Raw genomic sequence first — 22,459 nt, 5'->3', positions numbered from 1 at the left:
TTGAAATATGGTAAGGTCAAAAATCCTAATGATTTTCCTACATTTCAAATTAATCAAAATAATAATACAATAATATTAAATAAAAACTCTACTTTTAAGTGTTCTTAACAAGGGGAAGATTACAGAACATATCAATTAAAATCATTTTTTAAGCATAAAATTATTCAAAAACTTACATCTGAAAAAAATGGCATTGTAACGAAATATGATTATCAACCAATTGATGGTGATACAGTTTTGACTTCGGTTCAAGAATTTAAAGATAATAGATTAGTTGCTAATGAAACTTATACATGGGACAGAAATAATAAATATCCACATGTAACAAATTTGGATGGTATTGTAAGAACTGATATAATTGACGATGACAATTTGATAAAAACTGTAACAAAATTTGATTATGATGATTACCAAAATCCATTTATTCGATTAGGAATTTTTGATGATATAAATTATAGACATTTATCGTTTAATAATTATACGAAGAAAATAATAAAAGTTTTTGATAAAGATGATAATGAATTAAGTTCCATCGAATATGACAGCAATTTCAAGTATAATAAGAATGGAAAAGTTGACTTAACGAAATAACACAAAGCGAATCAATTGATTCGCTTTTTTGTTATCTTTAAGAAAATAATTATCAATGAAATGTATTGTTTACTTTTTACTTTTAGGATTTGGTTTGTTGAGTTGTAAGCGAGAATTATCTCGAGAAGAACGCGATAAATTGCATCAAGATTCGATTAATCAAAAGATTTTAGCAATGGGAATGAATGCAGATTCTTCGTTTTCTTATAGAAAGTACGAGAAAGATTTAGAAAAAAAATTTGAAGATGATTCTGTAAAACCTGAGTTGATCTTTATCCCTTTTTCTGATTATCAATTTATTTTTTACAACGATTCAGTTACATATTTTTATTATAATAAGTTTCCTTACGATAAAATCTGTGGAACTGAAGCGTTACAGGATTCTAATGATAAAAAAATAACGGAGTTATTTAAAGTGCCTAAGAAAGATTTGGTAAAATTAAATGATAAATCAATATTAGATTTGGTAAAGAATTTAGAAAATGATATTGTAAAATCTGATAAAAGAGTAACAATTGTTTTAGGCGTAAATAAAGATTCAATTAAAAATAAAGAACTTCAAAAATTAAGAGAATATTTAGTTAACACAGATTTCGGATATCAATATCGTCCGCTTTCAACGCGCGAACGTTTGGTAGCCGATGCGAAATTTAAAAACACTTCCGAAGATTTTTCTAAAATAAATTGGGATAGCGCTTATCACGAGGATTATAAGAAGTTTTATCCAGAAAACTAAAGCGTCAATCCTTCCAAATCATCAATGGTTCCGTTGTAGATATTCACATCAACTTTATAACGTTTTACTCCATCTATGGTTGCTTTTTCGGTAAATTGCCAAAAATCCCAATGACCTTTCATTTCTTGGACCCAAAAATTGTAATTGGCAATCCAAATAATATAACCATCAAAATGATCTTGTAAATAATCTTCAAAATATTTATCTGATGTATAAATAATCGGTTTGATATCGTAATGCTCCTCAACAATTTTGCACCAATTCTTGATTCCTTCCACCAAACGATCCATGGATTGTGTTTTCGGTAAGGTTTCAATATCCAAAACTGGAGGTAAATCACCATTTTCTAATTTTACTTTAGCAATAAAATTTTGTGCTTGTAAAGTAGAGTTTTCATCTGGATGATAAAAATGATAAGCACCACGCAAAATATTATTTTCTTTTGCACCTTCCCAATTATCCTCAAAAGTCTCATCAATAGACGAAGTTCCCATTGTAGAACGGATAAAAGCAAAATTTATCGGATACAAATTGTAAATCGTATGCATTTTCGTCCAATCAATTTTTCCTTGATAATGCGAAACATCAACACCAAAAGTTTTGAGATAATATTTATCCATCACCTCAATATTTCGTATATCAAATTTTGTGACTTTACCATCAACCAATTTTTCGCCTTTTAATGATTTTTCTACAACCGAAAAATAGTAATGAATACCATGACGATAACGATACGTAAAATAAACAACGCACAAAATCATCAAACTAATCACATAGGTCGAAAGTTTGATTTTTTTTAATGTATTAAAAATAGATTGTTGTGTTTTCTTTTTACGAGGCATTTTAGTAGTTGAAATAGATAAATTCTATGCAATATTACTTCAATTTTAGATGATAAAAAAAGTAAAATCTTCATTATCTTTGTTCAGTATGAAAAAATGGATATTAGCCGCAAGGCTTCGCACATTACCACTTTCTTTGAGTGGATTATTATTGGCTGGATTTATTGCAAAATCAGAAGGAATTTTTCGAAATGATATATTTTTCTTATCTCTTTTAACAACTTTGGCTTTCCAAATTTTATCAAATTTCGCGAATGATTATGGCGATGCGGTAAAAGGAACGGACGCAAATAGAGTAGGAGAGCAGCGTGCTGTAGCATCTGGATTGATAACTCAAAACCAAATGAAAATAGCTATTGGAATTATGGTTGCAATTTCTTTAGCTTGCGTTTCAGCATTGTTGTATGTATCTTTTTATCCAAATGATATGAAATATATTTACATTTTTCTTGGACTGGGAGTTGCGTCTATTTTTGCAGCAATGGCTTATACAATGGGAAAAAAACCATACGGATATATTGGTTTAGGTGATGTTTTTGTGTTCTTATTCTTTGGGATTTTAGCTGTTGCTGGTGGAGAATTTTTATATTCTAAAGTTTTTCAATGGCAAATTTTATTACCTGCAGCTTCGATGGGATGTTGGAGTGTAGCAGTGCTAAATTTGAACAATATGCGAGATGTGAAAAATGATGTCAAAAACAATAAAATTACTGTTGCATCAAAATTAGGTTTTCAAAAAAGTAAATATTACCAAATGGCTTTAATGACGATTCCGTTCGCATTAAGCGCATTATATGTAACGATGTCACCACTTAAACAAGGTAAATTATCTGGTTTTGTATTTTTAATTTTAATCTTTTTTGCGAACGCCATTCGTCGTCAAATTTTTGCAGTAAAAGATCCTAAAGATTTCGATCCATTCTTGAAACAAGTAGCAATGTTAGCTTTATTTTTCGCTGTATTATTAGGATATAGTTTAATCGGTTTCGATTTTATTGATACTTTAATTCGTTAATCACAAAAAAATATATAATGAAAATTCAATATTTAGGACATGCCTCGCTTGCGATTGAAGCAAACGGTAAACACATTATTGTTGATCCATTTATTACACCAAATGAATTAGCAAAGAATATCGATTTCGAAAGTTTAAAAGCGGATTATATTGTTATTACGCATGCGCATCAAGATCATGTGTATGATGTGGAAGAATTGGCAAAACGTACAGGAGCTTTGATTATTTCGAATGCAGAAATTGCTTCTTATTATTCGGAAAGAGGTTTAAAAGCACACGGAATGAATACAGGTGGTAAATTTAGTTTTGATTTTGGTTCGATTCAATCTACAATTGCATTTCATTCGAGTTCATTTGCTGATGGAACATATGGAGGAGATCCAAATGGTTACATTATCGAAAGTGAAGGAAAGCGAGTTTACATCGCTGGTGATACAGCTTTGACATACGAAATGAAGTTGATTCCGGATACAATTGGACAACTTGATTTAGCAATTTTACCAATCGGAGATAATTTTACGATGGGGGCAAAAAGTGCTTCTATTGCGGCAGAATATGTGCAAGCAACTAAGGTTTTGGGTTATCATTATGATACTTTTCCACCAATTAAAATTGATAAAGCAGAAGCGAAATCTATTTTCTTTTCGCGTCATATTCAATTGATTTTATTAGAAATTGGCGAAGATTTAACGGTTTAAGAAATTCTTTACAATATATAAAAGCTCGAGATAATCTCAAGCTTTTTTATTGATTTGATCTCGGTTGAAAAAGATTATCTTTGCTGCAATTATTCGATAAAATATATGATTACAGTTAATGATATTGCCGTTCAATTCGGTTCTTCAACGTTGTTTAGTGGAGTTAGTTTTGTGATAAACGAAAATGACAAAATTGCCTTAATGGGTAAAAATGGTGCAGGAAAATCTACTTTACTTAAGATTGTTGCAGGAATCAATAAACCTTCTTTGGGAAATATTTCAGCACCAAAAGATGCGGTAATTGCATATTTGCCACAACATTTGTTAACCGAAGATAATTGTTCTGTTCGCGAAGAAACGTCAAAAGCTTTTGCCGAATATTTATCAATGAAGAATGAAATTGATAAATTAAATGAGCAATTAACTGTACGAACTGATTACGAAAGTGATGATTATATGAAGCTAATCGAGCGCGTTTCGGAAGTCAGTGAAAAATTTTATTCGATAGAAGAAGTAAATTACGAAGCCGAAGTGGAAAAGGTTTTGAAAGGAATGGGATTTGCGCAAGAAGATTTGGATCGATCAACTTCTGAGTTTTCGGGAGGTTGGCGTATGCGAATCGAATTGGCTAAAATTCTTTTGCGTAAACCTGATTTGATTTTATTAGATGAGCCTACAAACCACTTGGATATCGAATCAATTCAATGGTTAGAGGATTTCTTGAAAAATCAAGCCAAAGCTGTTATGGTGATTTCGCACGACCGCACGTTTGTCGATAATATTACAAATCGCACTATTGAAGTTACAATGGGACGAATTTATGATTACAAAGCAAAATATTCTGATTATTTAGTGTTGCGTCAAGATCGTAGAATTCATCAGCAAAAAGCTTATGATGAGCAACAAAAATTCATAGCCGAAAATAAATTATTTATCGAACGTTTTCGCGGGACTTTTTCTAAAACAGAACAAGTGCAATCACGAGTTCGTATGTTAGAAAAGTTAGATATTATCGAGGTTGATGAGGTTGATACTTCAGCTTTGAAATTGAAATTCCCTGCGGCTGCACGTTCTGGGCAATATCCTGTTGTAGTCGAAAATTTAGATAAATCGTATGGTGATCATATTGTGTTTAAGGATGCAAATATGGTCATCGAACGAGGACAAAAAGTGGCGTTGGTTGGGAAAAATGGTGAAGGAAAATCAACAATGATTAAAGCGATTATGAATGAAATTGATTTTGAAGGAAAATTAGAAATTGGTCATAATGCACAAATCGGATATTTTGCTCAAAATCAAGCTGCTTTATTAGATGAAGATTTAACTATTTTCGAAACTGTAGATCGCATTGCAGAAGGTGATATCAGAACACAAATTAAAAATATTTTGGGTGCATTCATGTTCAAAGGTGATGATATCGATAAGAAAGTAAAAGTGCTTTCTGGAGGAGAAAAAACACGTTTGGCAATGGTAAAATTGTTGTTAGAACCTTATAATGTCTTGATTTTAGATGAGCCAACAAATCACTTGGATATGAAAACAAAGGATATTATCAAAGATGCGTTGAAAGAATTTGAAGGAACAGTAATTTTAGTTTCTCACGATCGTGATTTCCTAGATGGATTGGCAGAGAAAGTTTTCGAATTTGGAAATAAACGTGTCAAAGAACATTTCGAAGATATCAAAGGTTTTCTTGCAACAAAGAAAATGGAAAACTTGAAAGAAATAGAAAAGTAAATTTTAGATAAAAACAAAAAATCCACTCAACTGAGTGGATTTTTTTATGCTTGTTTTTTCACGAATTTCGTTAAAATAACGATTAATTGTCCGTCAACTTTTCCTTCAATTTGTTCGGTATTATCATGAACTAAACGAATGTTTCGAACAGCAGTTCCAATTTTTGCATTGATAGAAGAACCTTTTACATCCAAATCTTTAATCAATGTCACCGTATCTCCATTCACCAAAATATTCCCGTTGCTATCTTTGTGCAAATCAACACTCCCATCTCCTTCATGATCTCCAGAAGCTTTTGCCCACTCCATATTTTCGTCATCTAAATACATCATGTCTAAAGCATCAGCAGCCCAAGACTCGTTTCTAAAGCGATTCAATATTCTCCAAGAAAGCACTTGTACAGAAGGAACCTCACTCCACATAGAAGAAAGTAAGAATGATTCCCAAAAAGATGCATCCAATTCTTCTCTTTTTTCAATCTGATTAATACATTTTTGAGTTATATAGACATTTCTGTCTGGATTACTACTTGCATCAGGATTCACTTCATAAATAGCTAAATCTTCTGTAAATCCTGTCAACTCACATTGGTTGCCACTTCTTTCTTGTAAAAATGTTTCTAATTTCATATGTTGATTTTAAAGCTTTGCAAAGATAACCTTATATTTAGAATTTAAACTTTTAAGGATTTTTAATCAGAATTATTTAAATTCGTTAAGAATAAAATTCAACCTTAAAATATGTTAGTAAAGAAAAACTCAGGTGAGTTAATTCCATATAATCCAAAAGCTTTAAAACGTTCATTAACGAAATCTGGCGCAAAAAAAGAGGAAGTTGAAGAAGTTTTCGAATTAGTTTCGAAAGATCTTTACGAGGGTATTCCGACAAGAGAATTGTATAAAATTGCTTTTGCCCATCTCAAAAATTATAGAAATTCGTATGCGGCGCGTTATAGCTTGAAAAGAGCTTTGCGAGATTTGGGACCAGAAGGATACTATTTCGAAAAGTGGATTGGAAAAGTGATGCAAGCGGCAGGATATCAATCTTTGCATTCAGAAATTGTACAAGGAAATGCGGTAACGCACGAAATAGATGTGGTGGCTTCTAAAGGTGATCAGTTACTTTTCTGTGAATGTAAATTTAGAAATGACGAAGATGCCAAAATTTCGGTGACAACACCGATGTATTTTTTATCACGAATGAAAGATGTAGAAGGTCATACGTATCATTTTTTTGGACGAGATATGAAACCAACAAAAGGTTTCTTGGTAACAAATGCTTATTTGACAACTGATAGTATAGATTTTGCAAATTATTATGGAATTGGATTAATTTCTTGGGATTATCCAGAAACAAATAGTATCAAATATTTGGTTGATAATGCGGCTTTGTATCCAATTACATGTTTAACGACTTTGACGCCAGAGCAAGAAAAAGTTCTTTTGTCAAAAGAATGTATTTTGGTGAAAGATTTAAAACAAAATAATAAGTTTTTAGATTCATTAAATTTGTCTCAAGAACAACGAAACGAAGTTTTGGAAGAAACGAATGAATTGTTAGAAATCGAGAATTTTACGTGCGAAATTGCTTAAAATGAAATAAAAAAGAAGCTCAATATTGAGCTTCTTTTGCTTTATAATTCTTTAAAAATCTCAAAACTATCTTTGTGATCGCACCAAAATTCATCCAAATTAATCATTCGATCTTTTAGGAACGGAATAATTTGCGGCCAATCGGTTTCTCTAAAAATACTAATGTTTTCTAAACGTATTTTTATTGTCGAAATCATTTTTCCGTCTTCGTCATAATCTTCTTTTGTCCAAATCCATTTTTCGCCAAGATAATTTTCCAAAACATTTTCATATTCCTCAAACTGTTCATAGATCATCAGTTGAACTGACGGATCTGGATGCGAAATTTCAATCGAAACCTCTGCAAACTTGCGTTCGACATCCGTTCTAAAATAAACACCTTTTATATCCGTTTTGTAATTTATCCAATTAATACGCGTTCCTTCGGCATTCATCTGCAATTTCATATACGTTCCATACGAAATCCAAAAATCCTTTTTTATGCGATAAGCATCTTCTTTTGAAAACAAATTGATTATTTTTTTACAAAAATCGGTTTAATATTCTATTCAACAAAATTTCGAGAAAAATAGCTTGGATTGATTCTTGTTCTATTACATTTGAACAAATATTTTTAAAAAGTAAATATGAAACTATTTTCTTTCCTTGGTTTAATGGGAATTTTGGCTTTTTCTACTGTAAATGCACAATCTGTAGAAACTGTAAAATATGAAGCTTTGCACGAAAAAATAGCAAATTATAAAGATCAAATTGTGGTGGTTAACTTTTGGGCAACGTGGTGCGCACCTTGTGTAGAGGAGATTCCTGCGTTTATGGAAATTAATGAAAAATACAAAGACAATCCAAATTTCAAGATGCTGTTGGTATCTTTGGATCGACCAAAAGTATTGGATAAAGTAAAGAAATTTATAACAGATTATCACATCAATACAGAAGTTGTTTTACTGGATGACACCAAGCGGATGAATGAATGGATTCCTTCTTTCGATTCCAAGTGGGGTGGAAATATTCCTGTTACAATTATTTACAATAAAGGAGAAAAAGTTGTTTTTCATGATCAAGCCATGACCAAATATGAACTGGAGGATGAAATCAATGAAATTCTTCCATAAAATCAGATGTGATATTTTTTCAATTTAACTTCCATTCTTGCAAACTATTATGTACCTGTAATTGTTTCTATTGTTAAAATATGATTTTATTCATGTTTTTAATAAATATTATTGTATTTTTAGTAGACACTAATTAAATAACACTAATTAAATAACAATAATATGAACAAACTTATCTTTACATTAGCTACACTTGCTGTATTCACAGCTTGTAGTGATGACACTAAAAACGAAATGGATCCTCAAGCAGAATCTGCTAATCAAAAAGTTGCAAGTCGAACGTGCGCTTCTGATGAAGTTTTAAAATTACAGCTATCAGAAAATCCTAATCTGGCCTCAAAAATGGCAGATATTGAAGCCCATGCCCAAAACTTTGAAAAAATGCAAGGAAAACTAGTCAATGGAACTATTGTTATCCCTGTTGTTGTAAATGTTTTGTATAAAACGGCCGCTGAAAATATTTCTTTAGCTCAGATTCAATCTCAAATTGATGTTTTAAATAAAGATTTCAATGCACAGAATGCTGATTTTTCACAGGTACCCGCTTTGTTTTCAAATGTAAAAGCAAATGTTGGGATTAAATTTGAATTAGAAACGGTGAACAGAAAACAAACAACAAAAACTTCTTGGGGAACAAATGATGCCATGAAGAAAAGTACAGGAATTCTGCCAACTTCCCCTACAACAAAACTTAATTTATGGGTTTGTACAATCGGAAGTGGTATTCTGGGTTATGCACAATTTCCCGGGGGTAGTTCTGCAACAGACGGAGTGGTAATTGATTCAAGATATTTTGGAAATACAGGAACAGCAACTTACCCGTTCAATTTAGGGAGAACAGCTACTCATGAAGTTGGGCACTGGATGAATTTACGTCACATTTGGGGAGATGGTGGTGGATGTCTAACAGATTATGTGAACGATACGCCTTATCATAATGCACCAAACTATGGTGTCCCTGCATACCCTCATTATAGTACATGTTCAGGATCTCCTGTCGAAATGACCATGAATTATATGGATTATAGTGACGATAGAGGATTATATATGTTCTCTGAAGGACAAAAAAGTAGAATGTTATCTATTTTCAGTCCGGGAGGTGCACGCTATAGCTTCGCTCAATAACATCAGGATAATTAAATATAGTAGTAAAAAACTCTTGAATGAATAGTTCAGGAGTTTTTTATTTTTTGTAAGTTTATCTAAACTTAAAACTACAAAAATGAATAAAAAACATATCAGAAAAGATGTCATTCAGCATCTTATTCAACTTAAACAAGATGAAATAAACGCCTTAAAAGAATCGGAGCGAATTTATACTGAAAGTGCTGATTTAGATGAAGAATCGAGTTTAGAGCTTGATGATTTTGCACAACAAAGTCAGTCGACAGATTCCGCCAGAAATTTACAAATAAGAATTAATCAAGCAACAGAAGATTTAAATAACTTCAGAGTACTTCGCCCTGAGTTGATTGATGAAATAACGGAAGGAAATGTTGTTTTGACTGACAAAGTTAATTTTGTCATTGGTTTATCTTTCAAAGATTTCGAATGGGAAAATAAAAAGTTTGTAGGAATTAGTACACAAGCACCTATTTTTGAAGCGTTGGTTGGAAAACGAGCCGGCGATAAAATAGAATTTAATGGAATAAAATATACCATAGAAGAAATATTATAGCATGCCAAAAATACATACAATAGACCTGAATTTTCAAAATGAAAAGGAAGCTATCGCAACTTATTTAATCGAAACAGAACAGGGACCGGTTTTAGTCGATCCGGGCCCATACTCCACTTTCGAAAATCTGAAAACAGGAATAGAAGCTTTAGGTTGGCGGGTAATCGATATTGAAAACATATTAATTACACATATTCATTTTGATCACGCTGGTGCTGCATGGAAATTTACAGAACATGGCGCAACAATTTTTTTAAATCCGATTGGTTTACCGCATCTGAAAAATCCTGAGAAATTGTGGGAATCTGCAAAAATGATTTATGGTGACGATATGGATCGTTTGTGGGGAGAAATGAAACCAATTGACGAAGAATATTTGGTTGGTTTGGCAGATGGACAAAGTGTGGAGTTTGGTGATGCTGTTTTTCAGACTGTTTATACGCCTGGACATGCTGTTCATCACAATGCTTATGTGTTGGACGATGTTATTTTTACAGGTGATGTAGCGGGGGTGAAGATAGAAAATGGACCTGTTTCGCCTCCTTGTCCGCCGCCAGATATTAATATTGAATTGTGGAAAGAATCGATTGCTAAATTGAGAAAAATTAATGCAAAAGGAATTTATCCGACGCATTATGGTTATCACGAAGATTTAGAAAATCATTTTGATCAATTAGAAAAAGCTTTAGATGATTGGTCAAATTATATCAAACCGATGTATGATGATAAAATTCCGACCGAAGAAATTGTCCCTGTTTTTGTCGATTATGTAACAAAAAACTATAAAGACTTAGGTTTAACAGAAGATCAAATTCAGGTGTATGAATATGCCAATCCATGCTGGATGTCTGTTAATGGACTAATGCGTTATTGGAAATTAAAAGAACAAGGAAGATTATAAAACGAAAAGCTGTCAAAAATTTTTGACAGCTTTTTTATAGTGTTTAAAACTGAACGATGATTATAATCGAATTAATTTATCTTTTGCAACTTGATAATCTACTAATAAATCGTCGAAAACTTCTGCAACTGTCGGAATAGAATCGATTAATGACGAAACTTGACCAATTTCTAATTCTCCATTTACCAAATCGCCTTCAAACATTCCTTTCTTAGAACGTCCTCTACCCAAAAGTTCTTTCAAATCTTCTGCGGTTGTGCCTTGTTGATATTTTTCTTGAACTTGATTATAAAACTCATTTTTAATCAATCGAACAGGAGCCAATTCTTTCAATGTAAGTTGCGTGTCACCTTCTTGCGCATTTACAATCACATCTTTGAAAGCTTGATTAGCAGAAGATTCCTGAGTTGCAGCAAAACGAGAACCAATTTGTACTCCATCTGCACCTAATGCAAATGCTGCTAAAATTTGAGAACCTGTTCCAATTCCTCCAGCAGCAATTAATGGAATATCGATTTGACGTTTCACATTCGGAATAAGACAAAGTGTAGTGGTTTCTTCTCTGCCATTATGTCCGCCAGCTTCAAAACCTTCTGCCACGACAGCATCCACTCCAGCATCTTGAGATTTTAATGCAAATTTGGCACTACTGACAACATGTGCAACAGTTATTCCTTCTTTTTTTAAAGTTTCTGTCCACGTTTTTGGATTTCCGGCAGAAGTAAAAACAACTTTTACACCTTCCTCCACAATAATTTGCATAATTTCTTCAATATTCGGATAAAGCATTGGAACATTAACGCCAAAAGAATGATTTGTAGCAGCTTTACACTTCTTTATATGCTCGCGTAAAACATCAGGATACATGCTTCCAGCACCTATTAAACCTAGTCCTCCAGCATTACTTACAGCTGACGCTAATCGCCAACCACTATTCCAAATCATACCACCTTGAATAATTGGATATTTTATTGCAAATAATTTTGTTATATTCGTGTCCATTTTCGTTATATTTAGGCATAAAATTAAATAAATATAGAGAACGAAAAAATTTAATTTTAACATAAATACTGACAGTTTGACTTTGGCAGATTATTTGATTTGCAAAAAATCAAATTTTAGAAAATAAATTAGAGTTTAATTGTCTCTACTAATAATAAAAAATATAAGCTATGTATTGGACTTTAGAATTAGCATCTTATTTAAGTGATGCACCTTGGCCAGCAACAAAAGATGAATTAATTGATTACGCAATTCGTACTGGTGCACCTTTGGAAGTTGTAGAAAACTTACAATCTATTGAGGATGAAGGAGATTCTTACGAAAGCATTGAAGAAATTTGGGCTGACTATCCAACGGACGACGATTTCCTTTGGAACGAGGACGAATATTAAAAATAAAAAAGCCCAAATTGGGGCTTTTTTCGATTCTATAATCTATAACTAACATAGTTAACGTATATTTGCATCTTAATTAGTCTCAAATATATTGTGGCTAATTTTGACGAAGAACGCAGAAAAATATGAATATTTTAAACAAAATTTTACAAGGTTTCTTAGGTGATAAGAATGCCAAAGATGTAAAAGAATTACGAAAATATGTTGACTTAGCGAATGAAGCTGGTCAAAAGCTTAGTTCATTATCAATTGATGAATTAAGAGGGCAAACTTTAGAGTTTAAAGCTAAATTAGCTGATGCGACTAAAGATTTCAAAACTCAAATTGAAGAGTTAAAAAAACAAGTTGAGGAAACAGAAGATTTTGGTGTAAAAGAAGATTTATACGCTAAAATTGATAAAATCAATAAAGAAGCATACGAAGTAGAAGAGAAGATTTTATTAGAAATCTTACCAGAAGCTTTTGCTGTAATGCGCGAAACAGGGAAACGTTTTACTGAAAACGAAACGTTAGAAGTTACAGCTTCTGAGTTTGATAAAGTTTTGGTAAATCGTGGACACGATTTCGTTTCTCTTAAAGATGATAATACTGCAATCTGGAAAAACTCTTGGGATGCAGCAGGTCGTCAAGTAACATGGGATATGTCTCATTACGATGTTCAGTTTATTGGAGGTACCGCTTTACACTTAGGTCGTATTGCGGAGATGCAAACAGGGGAAGGTAAAACGTTGGTTGCAACTTTACCTATTTACTTAAATGCACTAACTGGTCGTGGAGTTCACTTAGTAACGGTGAATGATTACTTGGCAAAACGTGATATGGCGTGGATGCGTCCAATTTTCTCTTTTCATGGTTTATCAGTAGATTGTATCGATAATCACCAACCAAACTCTCCAGGTCGTCGCGATGCGTATGCATCTGATATTGTTTATGGAACAAATAACGAATTTGGTTTCGACTATTTACGTGACAATATGGCAAATACACCAGATGCTTTGGTACAACGTGAATTAAATTTTGCGATTGTCGATGAGGTCGATTCAGTTTTAATTGATGATGCTCGTACACCATTGATTATTTCTGGTCCAGTTCCACAAGGAGATCGTCACGAATTTGATGTATTAAGACCAAAAATTGATCGTTTATATCAAATGCAACGTGAGATGTTAGGAAAAACATTAAACGAAGCAAAAACATTATTCAAACAAGGAGATTTAAAAGAAGGTGGTTTCAAATTATACCAAGTTTACCGTGGTTTACCAAAATACAAACCATTAATCAAATTCTTATCTCAAGATGGTATTCGTGCTCAATTACAAAAAACAGAAGCGCATTTTATTCAGGATAATAACCGTGAAATGCCAAAAGTTGACGAGCATTTATACTTTGTTATTGATGAAAAACAAAATCAATCAGATTTAACAGATAAAGGAATCGAGTATTTGTCTAAAGGAATGGAAGATGAGAATTTCTTCATTTTACCAGATGTTTCGACAAATATTGGAGCAATTGAAAATTCAGGAAAAACTAAAGAAGAAATTCTTCAAATGAAAGAAGAATTTTTCCGTGATTTCTCAATCAAATCTGAGCGTATCCATACTTTAAGCCAATTGTTAAAAGCATATACATTATTCGAAAAAGATATCGAGTATGTTGTGGTTGAAGGTGAAGTAAAAATCGTTGACGAATCGACAGGTCGTATTATGGATGGTCGTCGTTATTCGGATGGATTGCACCAAGCAATTGAAGCGAAAGAGAATGTAAAAATTGAAGCAGCTACACAAACGTTTGCGACAATTACATTACAAAACTATTTCCGTATGTACAATAAGTTAGGAGGTATGACTGGTACAGCGGAAACTGAGGCAGGTGAGTTCTGGGAAATTTACAAATTAGATGTTGTTTCTATTCCAACAAACCGCCCAATTTTACGTAACGATAAAAACGATATTGTTTTCAAAACAAATCGTGAAAAATATAAAGCAGTAATCGAGGAAATTGTTCGTTTATCTCAAGATGACAAACGTCCAGTTTTAGTTGGAACAACTAATGTTGAGATTTCTGAGTTATTATCAAAAGCATTAAAATTACGTGGAATTAATCACAATGTTTTAAATGCAAAATTACACAAAAGCGAGGCTGATATTGTAACAGAAGCTGGTAAACCAGGAGCTGTAACAATTGCAACGAATATGGCTGGTCGTGGTACCGATATTAAATTAACGAAAGAAGTAAAAGAATCTGGAGGTTTAGCAATTATTGGTACTGAACGTCACGATTCTCGTCGTGTAGACCGTCAGTTACGTGGTCGTGCTGGTCGTCAAGGAGATCCAGGATCATCTCAATTCTTCGTTTCATTAGAAGATTCATTAATGCGTTTATTCGGTTCAGAAAGAATTGCAAAATTAATGGACCGTATGGGACACAAAGATGGTGATGTGATTGAACATTCTATGATTACAAAATCTATCGAGCGTGCACAGAAAAAAGTAGAAGAAAATAACTTCGGTATTCGTAAACGTTTGTTAGAGTATGATGATGTAATGAATAAACAACGTGAAGTAATTTACAAACGTCGTCACAATGCATTGTTCGGAGATCGTTTGGAAGTTGATATTGCAAATATGATTTATGATGTTGCGGCTTCTGTTGTAAAATCTAACAAAGATTTCGAAGATTTTGATCAATATGAATTAGATTTAATTAAATTCTTTACAATGGGAACTCCTGTTACTGAAGATGAATTTAGATCTAAATCAATCAAAGATTTAACAAATATTACGTACGACGCAGCAATTGAAGATTACAAAGCACGTATGAAATATGTTGCAGAAACAGCTTTCCCAGTAATTTCGAATGTTTTCGAGAATCAAGGACATATGTTCTCTCGTATTCAAGTACCATTTACAGACGGAATTCGTCAAATGACAGTTGTTTGTGATTTGAAAGAAGCATACGAATCTCAAGGTAAAACTTTAATAAAAGATTTCGAAAAATCAGTTGTATTAAGTTTGATTGATGATAACTGGAAAGAGCATTTACGTGATGTTGATGACTTACGTAAAACGTCTCAAAATGCGGTTTACGAACAAAAAGATCCATTGGTTGTTTACAAACAAGAGTCTTTCCATATCTTCCAAAGAATGTTAGACACAGTGAACAAAGAAATTATTTCGTTCTTGTTCAAAGGAGAATTACCAAATACTCAAAAAGAAGAATCTGTAGAGGAAACTGAATCAGTAAACTAAAAAGATTTTTTTATATAACTTTAACCCTTTCTGAAATTTTCTGAAAGGGTTTTTTAGTATTTTTACATTAACTACTGAAAGTTTTCAGTATCAAATTATTAAAATTTTAAACAAATGAAATTTGCATACTTACACGGCTACCAAGGTTTTGTAACAGATGAAAAGAGAGAATATTTAGATTCTTTGGGAGAATGTTATGCACCATCAATTGATTACGATAATGCTCCAACTTTGATTCAAGATTTGATTGAACATTTTACAAAGGAACCAATCGAATTAATTGCAGGGACAAGTTTAGGCGGAATGATAAGTTATTATTTGGGATTATTGTTAAATGTTCCAGTTTTGATGTTTAATCCTGCTGTAATAGCGGTAGAACGTTTAAAACCTTTTTTGCCAGAACAATTATTAAAAGGAGTTCCAACAAAATCAAATTTAATTTTTACAGGATTAAAAGATGATGTGATCGAACCAAAATTTCAGATTGAATTTGTAGAAAATCTTCAAAAACAAAACGGAAATATCGAACAGATTTTTGATGCTGAAATGACACATTTAATCACATTAGAAGAATTCGAAAAAGCTTTTGAAACTTTTTTGGAGAACAAAAAGTAGATAAAAAATCCCAATAAATTAATTTATTGGGATTTTTAAATTTTATTTATACAAACGCGCTAAATCCTGTGATAGATCGACCTACAATAAGCGAATTGATTTCTTTTGTGCCTTCGTAGCTGTAAATGGCTTCGGAGTCGGCAACAAAACGAGCGACGTCATGCTCTAATAATATTCCATTTCCGCCCATTACTTCTCGTGCTCGTGAAACGACATCGCGTGTTCTCATTGTACAAAAAACTTTAGCTAAAGATGCGTGTTCGTCTAGTAAAATTCCCTCGTCTTGCATTTCAGATAAGCGAAAAACTAAAGTTTGCATTGCTGTTAAATTAGATAACATTTCTACCAAATGTCCTTGTATCATTTGAAAAGAAGCAATTGGTTTTCCAAATTGTTTTCGATTTCGAGTGTAATCCAAAGCGCTTTCATATGCTCCACGAGCGCATCCAGTTGCCATCCAAGCAACTCCAGCTCTCGTCATTCGCAATACTTTTGCCGTGTCTTTAAATGAATTAGCATTTTGTAAACGATTTTCTTCTGTAATTAAACAATCTTTCAGAGTAATCAAGCCATTCTGAACAATTCGTAAAGCCATTTTTCCTTTAATTTTTTCTACAGAAAAGCCAGGATTATTATTCTCGACAATAAAACCTTTTACTTCACCATCATCTAAATCCCTTGCCCAAATAATCACTAAATCTGCAAAAGTCGCATTTCCAATCCATTTCTTTTGACCGTTTAAAATCCAACCTTCTTCTGTTTTTTTACACGTTGTTGTTAAACCTCCTGCCGCACCAGAACCAACTTCGGGTTCAGTTAATCCAAAAGCTCCAACTTTATCAAATTTTTGCATTTGTGGTAACCATTTTGCTTTTTGTTCTTCCGATCCACACATATAAATTGATCCCATAGACAAACCAGATTGTACGCCAAAAAAAGTTGCAATCGAAGCATCTACACGAGCCATTTCCATAGCCAAAACGCCTTCCATAATAAAAGGTAAATTTGGACAACCATAACCATCATAAGTGACGCCACAAATGTTGAGTTCTTTAAATTTTGGAATTAATTCAAAAGGAAATTGATCGCGAAGCCAATAATCATTAACAATTGGTTTAACTTCTTTTTCCATAAAAGCTCTTACTTTTAATTGTAATTCACGCTGTTCTGGAGTTAAAGTGTGAAAAACATCGTAGAAATCACCATCAATTGGAGGAAGTTCTTTGTGTTTTTTATTTGGATTTAACATTTTCATCATTCCTTGAAGTTGTTTATCATCAAGTTTAGAAAAGTTTTCCATTAAAAGAGGTAAATCTACTTTTTGAGAAATTTTATTTAATTGCTCTAAATTAACAGATTTTAGTAGATGGACGATATTTTTTAAATTAGAAAATGCTCCTGACATATTTTGTGGTTTTTTAACCAAAAATTATCAAAGAGCATTCCTAAAATATTGTATTGTAAGAAAAAATTAAGCTTTACCTAATTTTATTTTCAAATTGTCTAACATTGTAGTTGTCATTTTATCGATATCAAATTTTGGTTCAAATCCCCAATCTGCTTTTGCAACAGAATCATCGATAGAAGACGGCCAAGAATCTGCAATAGCTTGACGGAAATCTGGTGCATAATCGATTGTGAAATTTGGAATATGTTTTTTGATTTCTGCTGCTAAATGTTCTGGTGCGAAGCTTAAACCTCCTAAATTATAAGATTTAAATTCACCTAATTGTTTTGGATCAGCAGACATTAATTCAATAATGGCATTTATTGCATCATCCATATACAACATTGGTAAATAAGTTCCTTCTTTCAAGAAAGAAGTATATTTTCCATCTTCAATTGCTTTGTAATAAATATCAACTGCATAATCTGTAGTTCCACCTCCAGCAGGAGTTTTCCAAGAAATAAGACCAGGAAAACGAACAGAACGAACATCTACATTATGATTTTGTTGGTACCATTTGCACCAATATTCTCCTGACAATTTGGAAATGCCATAAACTGTAGAAGGAGTTTGAATTGTATTTTGTGGTGTATTGTCTTTTGGTGTATCTGGACCAAAAACACCAATAGAAGAAGGCCAAAAGATTTTATCGATTACTTTATCTTTCGCTAATTCAAGGAAAGTAAGCAAAGTGTCCATGTTTAATTTCCAACCAAACATTGGATTTTTTTCAGCTGTACCAGAAAGTAGAGCCGCTAAATGATAAACAGTTTTAATATTGTGTTTTGCAATGACTTCTTTTATTCGATCAGCATCCATTACATCAATTACTTCGTAAATCCCGTCGTAATCAACATCTTTAGGATCACGTATATCAGAAATAATTACATTATTTTTTCCATGAATGGTTTTTAATTTCTCAGCCAATTCAGAACCAATTTGTCCTAAAGCGCCGGTGATCAAAATCGTATTGGTTTCCATCTTAAAAAGTTACTTTTGTTTGGTTCCAAATTTAAAAATTTTCTATTGAATATGGATATAGTAAAATAATATTTAGATATTAATAAAGAAATCGATTGTTTTTTGTTAAATATATAAATATGGAATGATATATATAGAAAAATTTTCTGTTTTAATAAGCTTTTTACAATATAAAATATCTTAAATGATAAAGAGTTTTGGTTTGAAAGTTTTAAAAATGTTAATCTTCCTCTTCAAAAGTGTCAAAAATTGCACGAATAATTAATACTTTATTTAGTAAATTTGTAACAAAGGTCGTATTAATTTCGACATATCATATCAAAAATACTTAGTAGAAATATGAAAAAACAACTATTTGTTGCTGCATTTGCATGTACTTCTGTTTTAGCAATTGCGCAAGAATCATATCAGGCTTTTAATCCAAATTATATGGATAAGTCTGTTCGTCCACAAGATGATTTATATAATTATGTAAATGGTAATTGGATGAAAATTACAGAAATTCCATCTGATAGAGCAAGATGGGGAAGTTTCGATGAATTGAGAGAGAATACAGATAAGGTTTCTTTGAAATTGGTAAAAGATTTATTGAATAATAAATATGCTCAAGATTCTAATGAACAAAAAATTTCTGACTTATACTCAGCTTACACAAACATGGAAGCTAGAAATAAAACAGGAATTGCTCCAATTCAGAAATATTTTAAGCAAATTGATGCAATCAAAAATTTGACAGATTTACAAGCGTATTTAACAGAGGTTACTCCAATTGGTGAGAATCCATTTTATGGTGTTTCTGTTTATACTGATATGAAAAATAGTACGCAAAATGCTGTTTATTTAGGAAGTGTTGGATTAACTTTAGGTAAAACATATTACCAAAAAGAAGATGCTAAAAACACTGAAACTTTAGCTAATTTAAATCAATATATCGATCAAGTTTTTCCTTTTACAGGATCTAAAACTCGTGATTTAAAAGGGCCAAAAATTGTTGCTTTCGAGAAAATGATAGCAAAATATATCAAAACTGTTGAAGAAAGCCGTGATCCAAATAAATCTTATAATTTAGTAACATTATCGGAAGCAGGAGCTTTTTCTAAGAATGTTGATGTTGTGAAGTTTGTAAAGTCTTTCGGAATTAATCCTGATAAAGTAATCATCCGTGAATTAGATTATTACAAAAATTTAGATAAAATCATAAATCAAGAGAATTTACCAATCATCAAAGATTATTTGAAATTCAAATTGATTGATTCTTTTTCTAATTCTTCTACAACTGAATTAGAAAAAATTAATTTTGACTTCTATGGTAAAAAATTATCTGGTCAAAAAGAACAAAGAGCTTTAGATAAAAGAGGTTTGGCTTATGTAAATGGAACAGTTGGTGAGTTATTAGGACAAATTTATGTGAAAGATAATTTTCCACCAGAGGCAAAAGCAAAAGCGCAAGAATTGATTAGTTATTTATTTAAATCGTTTGATATGCACATCAATAATTTAGAGTGGATGTCAAAGGATACAAAAGTAAAAGCAATTGAAAAGTTAAATAAATTTACGGTTAAAATTGGTTACCCTGATAAATGGAAAGATTATTCAGGATTTAAAGTTAAATCAATTAAAAATGGAGGATCTTTAATTGAAAATAATTTAGCTTACAGTCAATGGAGATTCCAAGATAATTTGAAAGATTTTGGAAAACCAGTAGATAAAACACGTTGGGGAATGTCTCCACAAACAGTTAATGCTTATTTTAATCCAACAAATAACGAAATTGTATTCCCAGCAGCAATTTTACAAGCACCATTCTATGATTATAGAGCAGATGCAGCTGTAAACTTTGGAGGAATTGGAGCAGTTATTGGTCACGAAATTTCTCATGGATTTGATGATTCGGGAGCTAAATTTGACGGAGATGGAAATTTAGTGAACTGGTGGACACCTCAAGATGAAGAAAAATTTAAAGCAGCAACAGGTGCTTTAGCAAGACAATATGATGCTTACGAACCAGTAGCAGGAACACATGTAAATGGAATTTTTACATCTGGAGAAAATATTGGAGATTTAGGAGGAGCTTCTGTTGCTTTTGATGCTTTGCAAATGTATTTAAAAGATAAAGGAACTTACGGAAACATAGATGGATATACTCCGCAACAACGTTTCTTCTTATCTTGGGCAACTATTTGGAGAACAAAAGCGACTGACGAAGCTTTAGTAAATCAAGTGAAAACAGATCCACATTCTCCTGGATATTACCGTTCTTTTGGACCAATCGTTAATATTGATGCGTTCCACGATGCGTTTAAAACAAAACCAGGAGATAAATTGTACAAAGCACCAAAAGACCGTATTAGAATTTGGTAAGATGCTTGGCAAAATTATTGATTGGATAAAAAATAGAAATAGAATTATTAAAATGACAACAGTTGAAGCAATAAACAATGCTAATGTAACATTAGTGGATGTTCGTGAGCCTTTTGAATTGGATACAGATGGATTTGTTCCAAATGCAATCAATATTCCATTAGGAGAAGTTCCTACAAGAGTAGAGGAATTTAAAGCAATGTCAAGACCTATAGTAGTTTTTTGTAGAAGCGGTAACCGTTCAGGTCAAGCTGCACAATATTTGCAAGCGCAAGGTGTAGACGAAATTTTTAATGGAGGAGGTTTTCAAGATGTCTTAGATGTTTTGGAGAAATAATTCGTAATTAATTATTATTCATAAAAAACCGATAAATTTTTATTTGTCGGTTTTTTTTTGTATATTATTGTATTTTAAATAGATATTCGATTAAATTAAAATTATTTAATTTTTTTTGATAAAAAAAGCTAAAAAAATGAGTGACCAAATAAGAATAGGTGTGTCATATTAAATGTAAGCAGTTAAAATGTCAAAAGATTCTATAGAAAATATTGCAGATGACATTTTGGTGTATAAGATTGTCGAAACAAAAAATCAGCATTTGTTCGGTATATTGTATGATAGGTATGCACATACGGTATATAATAAATGTTTGAGTTTTGTAGAGGATCAAGCTGAGGCACAAGATATGACGCACGATATATTTGTAAAGTTGTTTGTAAAACTGAAAACATATCAATCAAAATCTAAATTCTCTACTTGGTTATATTCTTTTACATATAATTTTTGTGTCAATCATGTGCAACGAAAGATAAAAGAAGAAAGAAAAAATTATTCGGTAACGGATGATTTGGTTGATAACTATAATGATGAAATTATTGATGACAAAGAAATTTTTGAATTAAAAATCGAAAAACTAACGCAGTCCCTAAAGGAGTTGGATGTCGAAGAGAAATCTATATTACTCATGAAATATCAAGATGAATTTTCAATCAAAGAAATTTCAGAAACTTTAGAGATTGGTGAAAGTGCAACTAAGATGAGATTGAATAGAGCAAAAAATCGTTTACTAAAAATTTATAACGCTTTGTAAAATGGAAAATCCTTTTAAGACTATACTAGCCAATGAAAAGCTTCCAGAAACAATAAAACAAAAAGTTATGGATGATGTTGCTTTAATAAAATTATCGTTGGAGGTAGCCGATTTGGTTTCAGTAAAATATCCAAGCACAATTGGAAATTTCTTCGGAATCGGAAAAAAATCAACTAACAAACCGAACAAAAAAGATAAAGAAGGTTAACTATAAATAGATTATATGAATATAGGTTTAAATTTTAGCTTGTTAGAAAGTTTATATCAAGAAATGGTACTCGTTTTGTAATCTTCCCCAAAATTAGAGTCATTTATAATTATAGTTTATAAATTTATAAAACTATGAAGAACAGTAAATATTCGGAAGTTCAGATTATCAAGATCTTATCTGAACAAAATTTTGGAAAAACGGTCAAT

The 22,459-nt window shown here is 31.9% G+C and carries 23 protein-coding genes; 17 read left to right on the top strand and 6 right to left on the bottom strand.

The window, feature by feature from the left end:
* The first annotated feature begins 237 nt into the window (after nucleotides 1–237).
* Together G0Q09_RS12705 and G0Q09_RS12700 are read left to right on the top strand one after the other, a co-directional pair.
* Complete coding sequence (locus G0Q09_RS12705) at nucleotides 238–591, top strand: hypothetical protein (protein ID WP_219035154.1); 354 nt, start codon at nucleotides 238–240, stop codon at nucleotides 589–591.
* A 55-nt stretch (nucleotides 592–646) separates the two neighbouring features.
* A complete protein-coding gene (locus G0Q09_RS12700; protein WP_219035153.1) occupies nucleotides 647–1,327 on the top strand; it encodes a hypothetical protein in 681 nt (226 codons plus the stop codon).
* On the opposite strand, the gene G0Q09_RS12695 is transcribed toward G0Q09_RS12700, so the two are convergent.
* Nucleotides 1,324–2,169 carry a glycoside hydrolase family 25 protein gene (locus G0Q09_RS12695; RefSeq protein WP_219035152.1) on the bottom strand — a complete coding sequence of 282 codons (846 nt, stop codon included), beginning with the start codon at nucleotides 2,167–2,169 and terminating at the stop codon, nucleotides 1,324–1,326. The genes G0Q09_RS12700 and G0Q09_RS12695 overlap by 4 nt on opposite strands.
* An 88-nt stretch (nucleotides 2,170–2,257) precedes the next feature.
* Between G0Q09_RS12695 and menA the strand changes: the two genes are divergently transcribed.
* The 3 genes from menA to G0Q09_RS12680 all read left to right on the top strand — a co-directional run bounded on the left by menA (nucleotide 2,258) and on the right by G0Q09_RS12680 (nucleotide 5,619).
* Nucleotides 2,258–3,184 carry a 1,4-dihydroxy-2-naphthoate octaprenyltransferase gene (menA, locus tag G0Q09_RS12690; RefSeq protein WP_114999711.1) on the top strand — a complete coding sequence of 309 codons (927 nt, stop codon included), beginning with the start codon at nucleotides 2,258–2,260 and terminating at the stop codon, nucleotides 3,182–3,184.
* Nucleotides 3,185–3,201: 17 nt separating this feature from the next.
* A complete protein-coding gene (locus G0Q09_RS12685; protein ID WP_038332212.1) occupies nucleotides 3,202–3,882 on the top strand; it encodes a metal-dependent hydrolase in 681 nt (226 codons plus the stop codon).
* A 105-nt stretch (nucleotides 3,883–3,987) separates the two neighbouring features.
* Nucleotides 3,988–5,619: an ABC-F family ATP-binding cassette domain-containing protein gene (locus G0Q09_RS12680; protein WP_219035151.1), complete on the top strand. Its 1,632-nt coding sequence runs from the start codon at nucleotides 3,988–3,990 to the stop codon at nucleotides 5,617–5,619.
* A 44-nt stretch (nucleotides 5,620–5,663) separates the two neighbouring features.
* Here G0Q09_RS12680 and G0Q09_RS12675 read toward each other — a convergent pair whose 3' ends face one another.
* The gene (locus G0Q09_RS12675) at nucleotides 5,664–6,248 is read right to left on the bottom strand and encodes a PhnA domain-containing protein (protein WP_125350187.1); all 585 of its coding nucleotides are present in this window, start codon (nucleotides 6,246–6,248) and stop codon (nucleotides 5,664–5,666) included.
* A 111-nt stretch (nucleotides 6,249–6,359) separates the two neighbouring features.
* On the opposite strand from G0Q09_RS12675, the gene G0Q09_RS12670 reads away from it, so the two are divergent.
* Nucleotides 6,360–7,211: an ATP cone domain-containing protein gene (locus G0Q09_RS12670; protein WP_125350186.1), complete on the top strand. Its 852-nt coding sequence runs from the start codon at nucleotides 6,360–6,362 to the stop codon at nucleotides 7,209–7,211.
* Nucleotides 7,212–7,252: 41 nt separating this feature from the next.
* On the opposite strand, the gene G0Q09_RS12665 is transcribed toward G0Q09_RS12670, so the two are convergent.
* Entirely contained in the window at nucleotides 7,253–7,720 is a 468-nt protein-coding gene (locus G0Q09_RS12665) for a DUF4268 domain-containing protein (protein ID WP_125350185.1), read from the bottom strand.
* Nucleotides 7,721–7,837: 117 nt separating this feature from the next.
* Here G0Q09_RS12665 and G0Q09_RS12660 point away from each other — a divergent pair, with 117 nt between their 5' ends.
* The 4 genes from G0Q09_RS12660 to G0Q09_RS12645 all read left to right on the top strand — a co-directional run bounded on the left by G0Q09_RS12660 (nucleotide 7,838) and on the right by G0Q09_RS12645 (nucleotide 10,902).
* Nucleotides 7,838–8,323, top strand: a complete 486-nt coding sequence (locus G0Q09_RS12660) for a TlpA family protein disulfide reductase (protein ID WP_219035150.1) — start codon at nucleotides 7,838–7,840, stop codon at nucleotides 8,321–8,323.
* Between the two features lie 162 nt (nucleotides 8,324–8,485).
* Nucleotides 8,486–9,448 (top strand): zinc metalloprotease, encoded by a 963-nt coding sequence (locus G0Q09_RS12655; RefSeq protein ID WP_219035149.1) that lies wholly within the window; start codon nucleotides 8,486–8,488, stop codon nucleotides 9,446–9,448.
* A gap of 97 nt (nucleotides 9,449–9,545) precedes the next feature.
* A complete protein-coding gene (locus G0Q09_RS12650; protein ID WP_219035148.1) occupies nucleotides 9,546–10,001 on the top strand; it encodes a GreA/GreB family elongation factor in 456 nt (151 codons plus the stop codon).
* A gap of 1 nt (nucleotide 10,002) precedes the next feature.
* Nucleotides 10,003–10,902, top strand: a complete 900-nt coding sequence (locus tag G0Q09_RS12645; RefSeq protein ID WP_219035147.1) for an MBL fold metallo-hydrolase — start codon at nucleotides 10,003–10,005, stop codon at nucleotides 10,900–10,902.
* Between the two features lie 60 nt (nucleotides 10,903–10,962).
* On the opposite strand, the gene G0Q09_RS12640 is transcribed toward G0Q09_RS12645, so the two are convergent.
* Complete coding sequence (locus G0Q09_RS12640; RefSeq protein WP_219035146.1) at nucleotides 10,963–11,904, bottom strand: NAD(P)H-dependent flavin oxidoreductase; 942 nt, start codon at nucleotides 11,902–11,904, stop codon at nucleotides 10,963–10,965.
* Nucleotides 11,905–12,074: 170 nt separating this feature from the next.
* Here G0Q09_RS12640 and G0Q09_RS12635 point away from each other — a divergent pair, with 170 nt between their 5' ends.
* From G0Q09_RS12635 to G0Q09_RS12625, 3 genes are all read left to right on the top strand, one after another.
* Nucleotides 12,075–12,296, top strand: a complete 222-nt coding sequence (locus G0Q09_RS12635) for a DUF2795 domain-containing protein (RefSeq protein WP_019976296.1) — start codon at nucleotides 12,075–12,077, stop codon at nucleotides 12,294–12,296.
* Nucleotides 12,297–12,424: 128 nt separating this feature from the next.
* Entirely contained in the window at nucleotides 12,425–15,547 is a 3,123-nt protein-coding gene (gene secA, locus G0Q09_RS12630; protein ID WP_125350181.1) for a preprotein translocase subunit SecA, read from the top strand.
* Nucleotides 15,548–15,661: 114 nt separating this feature from the next.
* Complete coding sequence (locus tag G0Q09_RS12625; RefSeq protein ID WP_219035145.1) at nucleotides 15,662–16,162, top strand: YqiA/YcfP family alpha/beta fold hydrolase; 501 nt, start codon at nucleotides 15,662–15,664, stop codon at nucleotides 16,160–16,162.
* Between the two features lie 46 nt (nucleotides 16,163–16,208).
* Here the strand turns inward: G0Q09_RS12625 and G0Q09_RS12620 are convergent, their stop codons facing one another.
* Both G0Q09_RS12620 and G0Q09_RS12615 read right to left on the bottom strand, forming a co-directional pair.
* Nucleotides 16,209–17,567: an acyl-CoA dehydrogenase family protein gene (locus G0Q09_RS12620; RefSeq protein WP_219035144.1), complete on the bottom strand. Its 1,359-nt coding sequence runs from the start codon at nucleotides 17,565–17,567 to the stop codon at nucleotides 16,209–16,211.
* Between the two features lie 66 nt (nucleotides 17,568–17,633).
* Nucleotides 17,634–18,590, bottom strand: a complete 957-nt coding sequence (locus G0Q09_RS12615; RefSeq protein ID WP_219035143.1) for an NAD-dependent epimerase/dehydratase family protein — start codon at nucleotides 18,588–18,590, stop codon at nucleotides 17,634–17,636.
* Between the two features lie 339 nt (nucleotides 18,591–18,929).
* Here G0Q09_RS12615 and G0Q09_RS12610 point away from each other — a divergent pair, with 339 nt between their 5' ends.
* The 4 genes from G0Q09_RS12610 to G0Q09_RS12595 all read left to right on the top strand — a co-directional run bounded on the left by G0Q09_RS12610 (nucleotide 18,930) and on the right by G0Q09_RS12595 (nucleotide 22,250).
* Nucleotides 18,930–20,951, top strand: a complete 2,022-nt coding sequence (locus G0Q09_RS12610; RefSeq protein ID WP_038333649.1) for a M13 family metallopeptidase — start codon at nucleotides 18,930–18,932, stop codon at nucleotides 20,949–20,951.
* 52 nt (nucleotides 20,952–21,003) lie between these two features.
* Nucleotides 21,004–21,288, top strand: a complete 285-nt coding sequence (locus G0Q09_RS12605) for a rhodanese-like domain-containing protein (protein WP_038333764.1) — start codon at nucleotides 21,004–21,006, stop codon at nucleotides 21,286–21,288.
* A 187-nt stretch (nucleotides 21,289–21,475) separates the two neighbouring features.
* Nucleotides 21,476–22,042 (top strand): RNA polymerase sigma factor, encoded by a 567-nt coding sequence (locus G0Q09_RS12600; protein WP_038333651.1) that lies wholly within the window; start codon nucleotides 21,476–21,478, stop codon nucleotides 22,040–22,042.
* A 1-nt stretch (nucleotide 22,043) separates the two neighbouring features.
* Entirely contained in the window at nucleotides 22,044–22,250 is a 207-nt protein-coding gene (locus tag G0Q09_RS12595; RefSeq protein WP_038333652.1) for a hypothetical protein, read from the top strand.
* Nucleotides 22,251–22,459: the final 209 nt, after the last annotated feature.

Origin of the sequence: Empedobacter falsenii, from assembly GCF_019308355.1 — a bacterium.
GTDB lineage: Bacteria > Bacteroidota > Bacteroidia > Flavobacteriales > Weeksellaceae > Empedobacter > Empedobacter falsenii_B.
Note: the sequence above shows the minus strand (reverse complement) of the source record. Positions and strands in the feature narration are given on the sequence as shown.

Bases quoted from the DNA above. Each gene is read 5' to 3' on its own strand.
- G0Q09_RS12700 (WP_219035153.1), top strand. From the start codon at position 647: ATGAAATGTATTGTTTACTTTTTACTTTTAGGATTTGGTTTGTTGAGT.
- G0Q09_RS12695 (WP_219035152.1), bottom strand. From the start codon at position 2,169: ATGCCTCGTAAAAAGAAAACACAACAATCTATTTTTAATACATTAAAA.
- menA (WP_114999711.1), top strand. From the start codon at position 2,258: ATGAAAAAATGGATATTAGCCGCAAGGCTTCGCACATTACCACTTTCT.
- G0Q09_RS12685 (WP_038332212.1), top strand. From the start codon at position 3,202: ATGAAAATTCAATATTTAGGACATGCCTCGCTTGCGATTGAAGCAAAC.
- G0Q09_RS12680 (WP_219035151.1), top strand. From the start codon at position 3,988: ATGATTACAGTTAATGATATTGCCGTTCAATTCGGTTCTTCAACGTTG.
- G0Q09_RS12675 (WP_125350187.1), bottom strand. From the start codon at position 6,248: ATGAAATTAGAAACATTTTTACAAGAAAGAAGTGGCAACCAATGTGAG.
- G0Q09_RS12670 (WP_125350186.1), top strand. From the start codon at position 6,360: ATGTTAGTAAAGAAAAACTCAGGTGAGTTAATTCCATATAATCCAAAA.
- G0Q09_RS12660 (WP_219035150.1), top strand. From the start codon at position 7,838: ATGAAACTATTTTCTTTCCTTGGTTTAATGGGAATTTTGGCTTTTTCT.
- G0Q09_RS12655 (WP_219035149.1), top strand. From the start codon at position 8,486: ATGAACAAACTTATCTTTACATTAGCTACACTTGCTGTATTCACAGCT.
- G0Q09_RS12650 (WP_219035148.1), top strand. From the start codon at position 9,546: ATGAATAAAAAACATATCAGAAAAGATGTCATTCAGCATCTTATTCAA.
- G0Q09_RS12645 (WP_219035147.1), top strand. From the start codon at position 10,003: ATGCCAAAAATACATACAATAGACCTGAATTTTCAAAATGAAAAGGAA.
- G0Q09_RS12640 (WP_219035146.1), bottom strand. From the start codon at position 11,904: ATGGACACGAATATAACAAAATTATTTGCAATAAAATATCCAATTATT.
- G0Q09_RS12635 (WP_019976296.1), top strand. From the start codon at position 12,075: ATGTATTGGACTTTAGAATTAGCATCTTATTTAAGTGATGCACCTTGG.
- secA (WP_125350181.1), top strand. From the start codon at position 12,425: ATGAATATTTTAAACAAAATTTTACAAGGTTTCTTAGGTGATAAGAAT.
- G0Q09_RS12625 (WP_219035145.1), top strand. From the start codon at position 15,662: ATGAAATTTGCATACTTACACGGCTACCAAGGTTTTGTAACAGATGAA.
- G0Q09_RS12620 (WP_219035144.1), bottom strand. From the start codon at position 17,567: ATGTCAGGAGCATTTTCTAATTTAAAAAATATCGTCCATCTACTAAAA.
- G0Q09_RS12615 (WP_219035143.1), bottom strand. From the start codon at position 18,590: ATGGAAACCAATACGATTTTGATCACCGGCGCTTTAGGACAAATTGGT.
- G0Q09_RS12610 (WP_038333649.1), top strand. From the start codon at position 18,930: ATGAAAAAACAACTATTTGTTGCTGCATTTGCATGTACTTCTGTTTTA.
- G0Q09_RS12605 (WP_038333764.1), top strand. From the start codon at position 21,004: ATGACAACAGTTGAAGCAATAAACAATGCTAATGTAACATTAGTGGAT.
- G0Q09_RS12600 (WP_038333651.1), top strand. From the start codon at position 21,476: ATGTCAAAAGATTCTATAGAAAATATTGCAGATGACATTTTGGTGTAT.
- G0Q09_RS12595 (WP_038333652.1), top strand. From the start codon at position 22,044: ATGGAAAATCCTTTTAAGACTATACTAGCCAATGAAAAGCTTCCAGAA.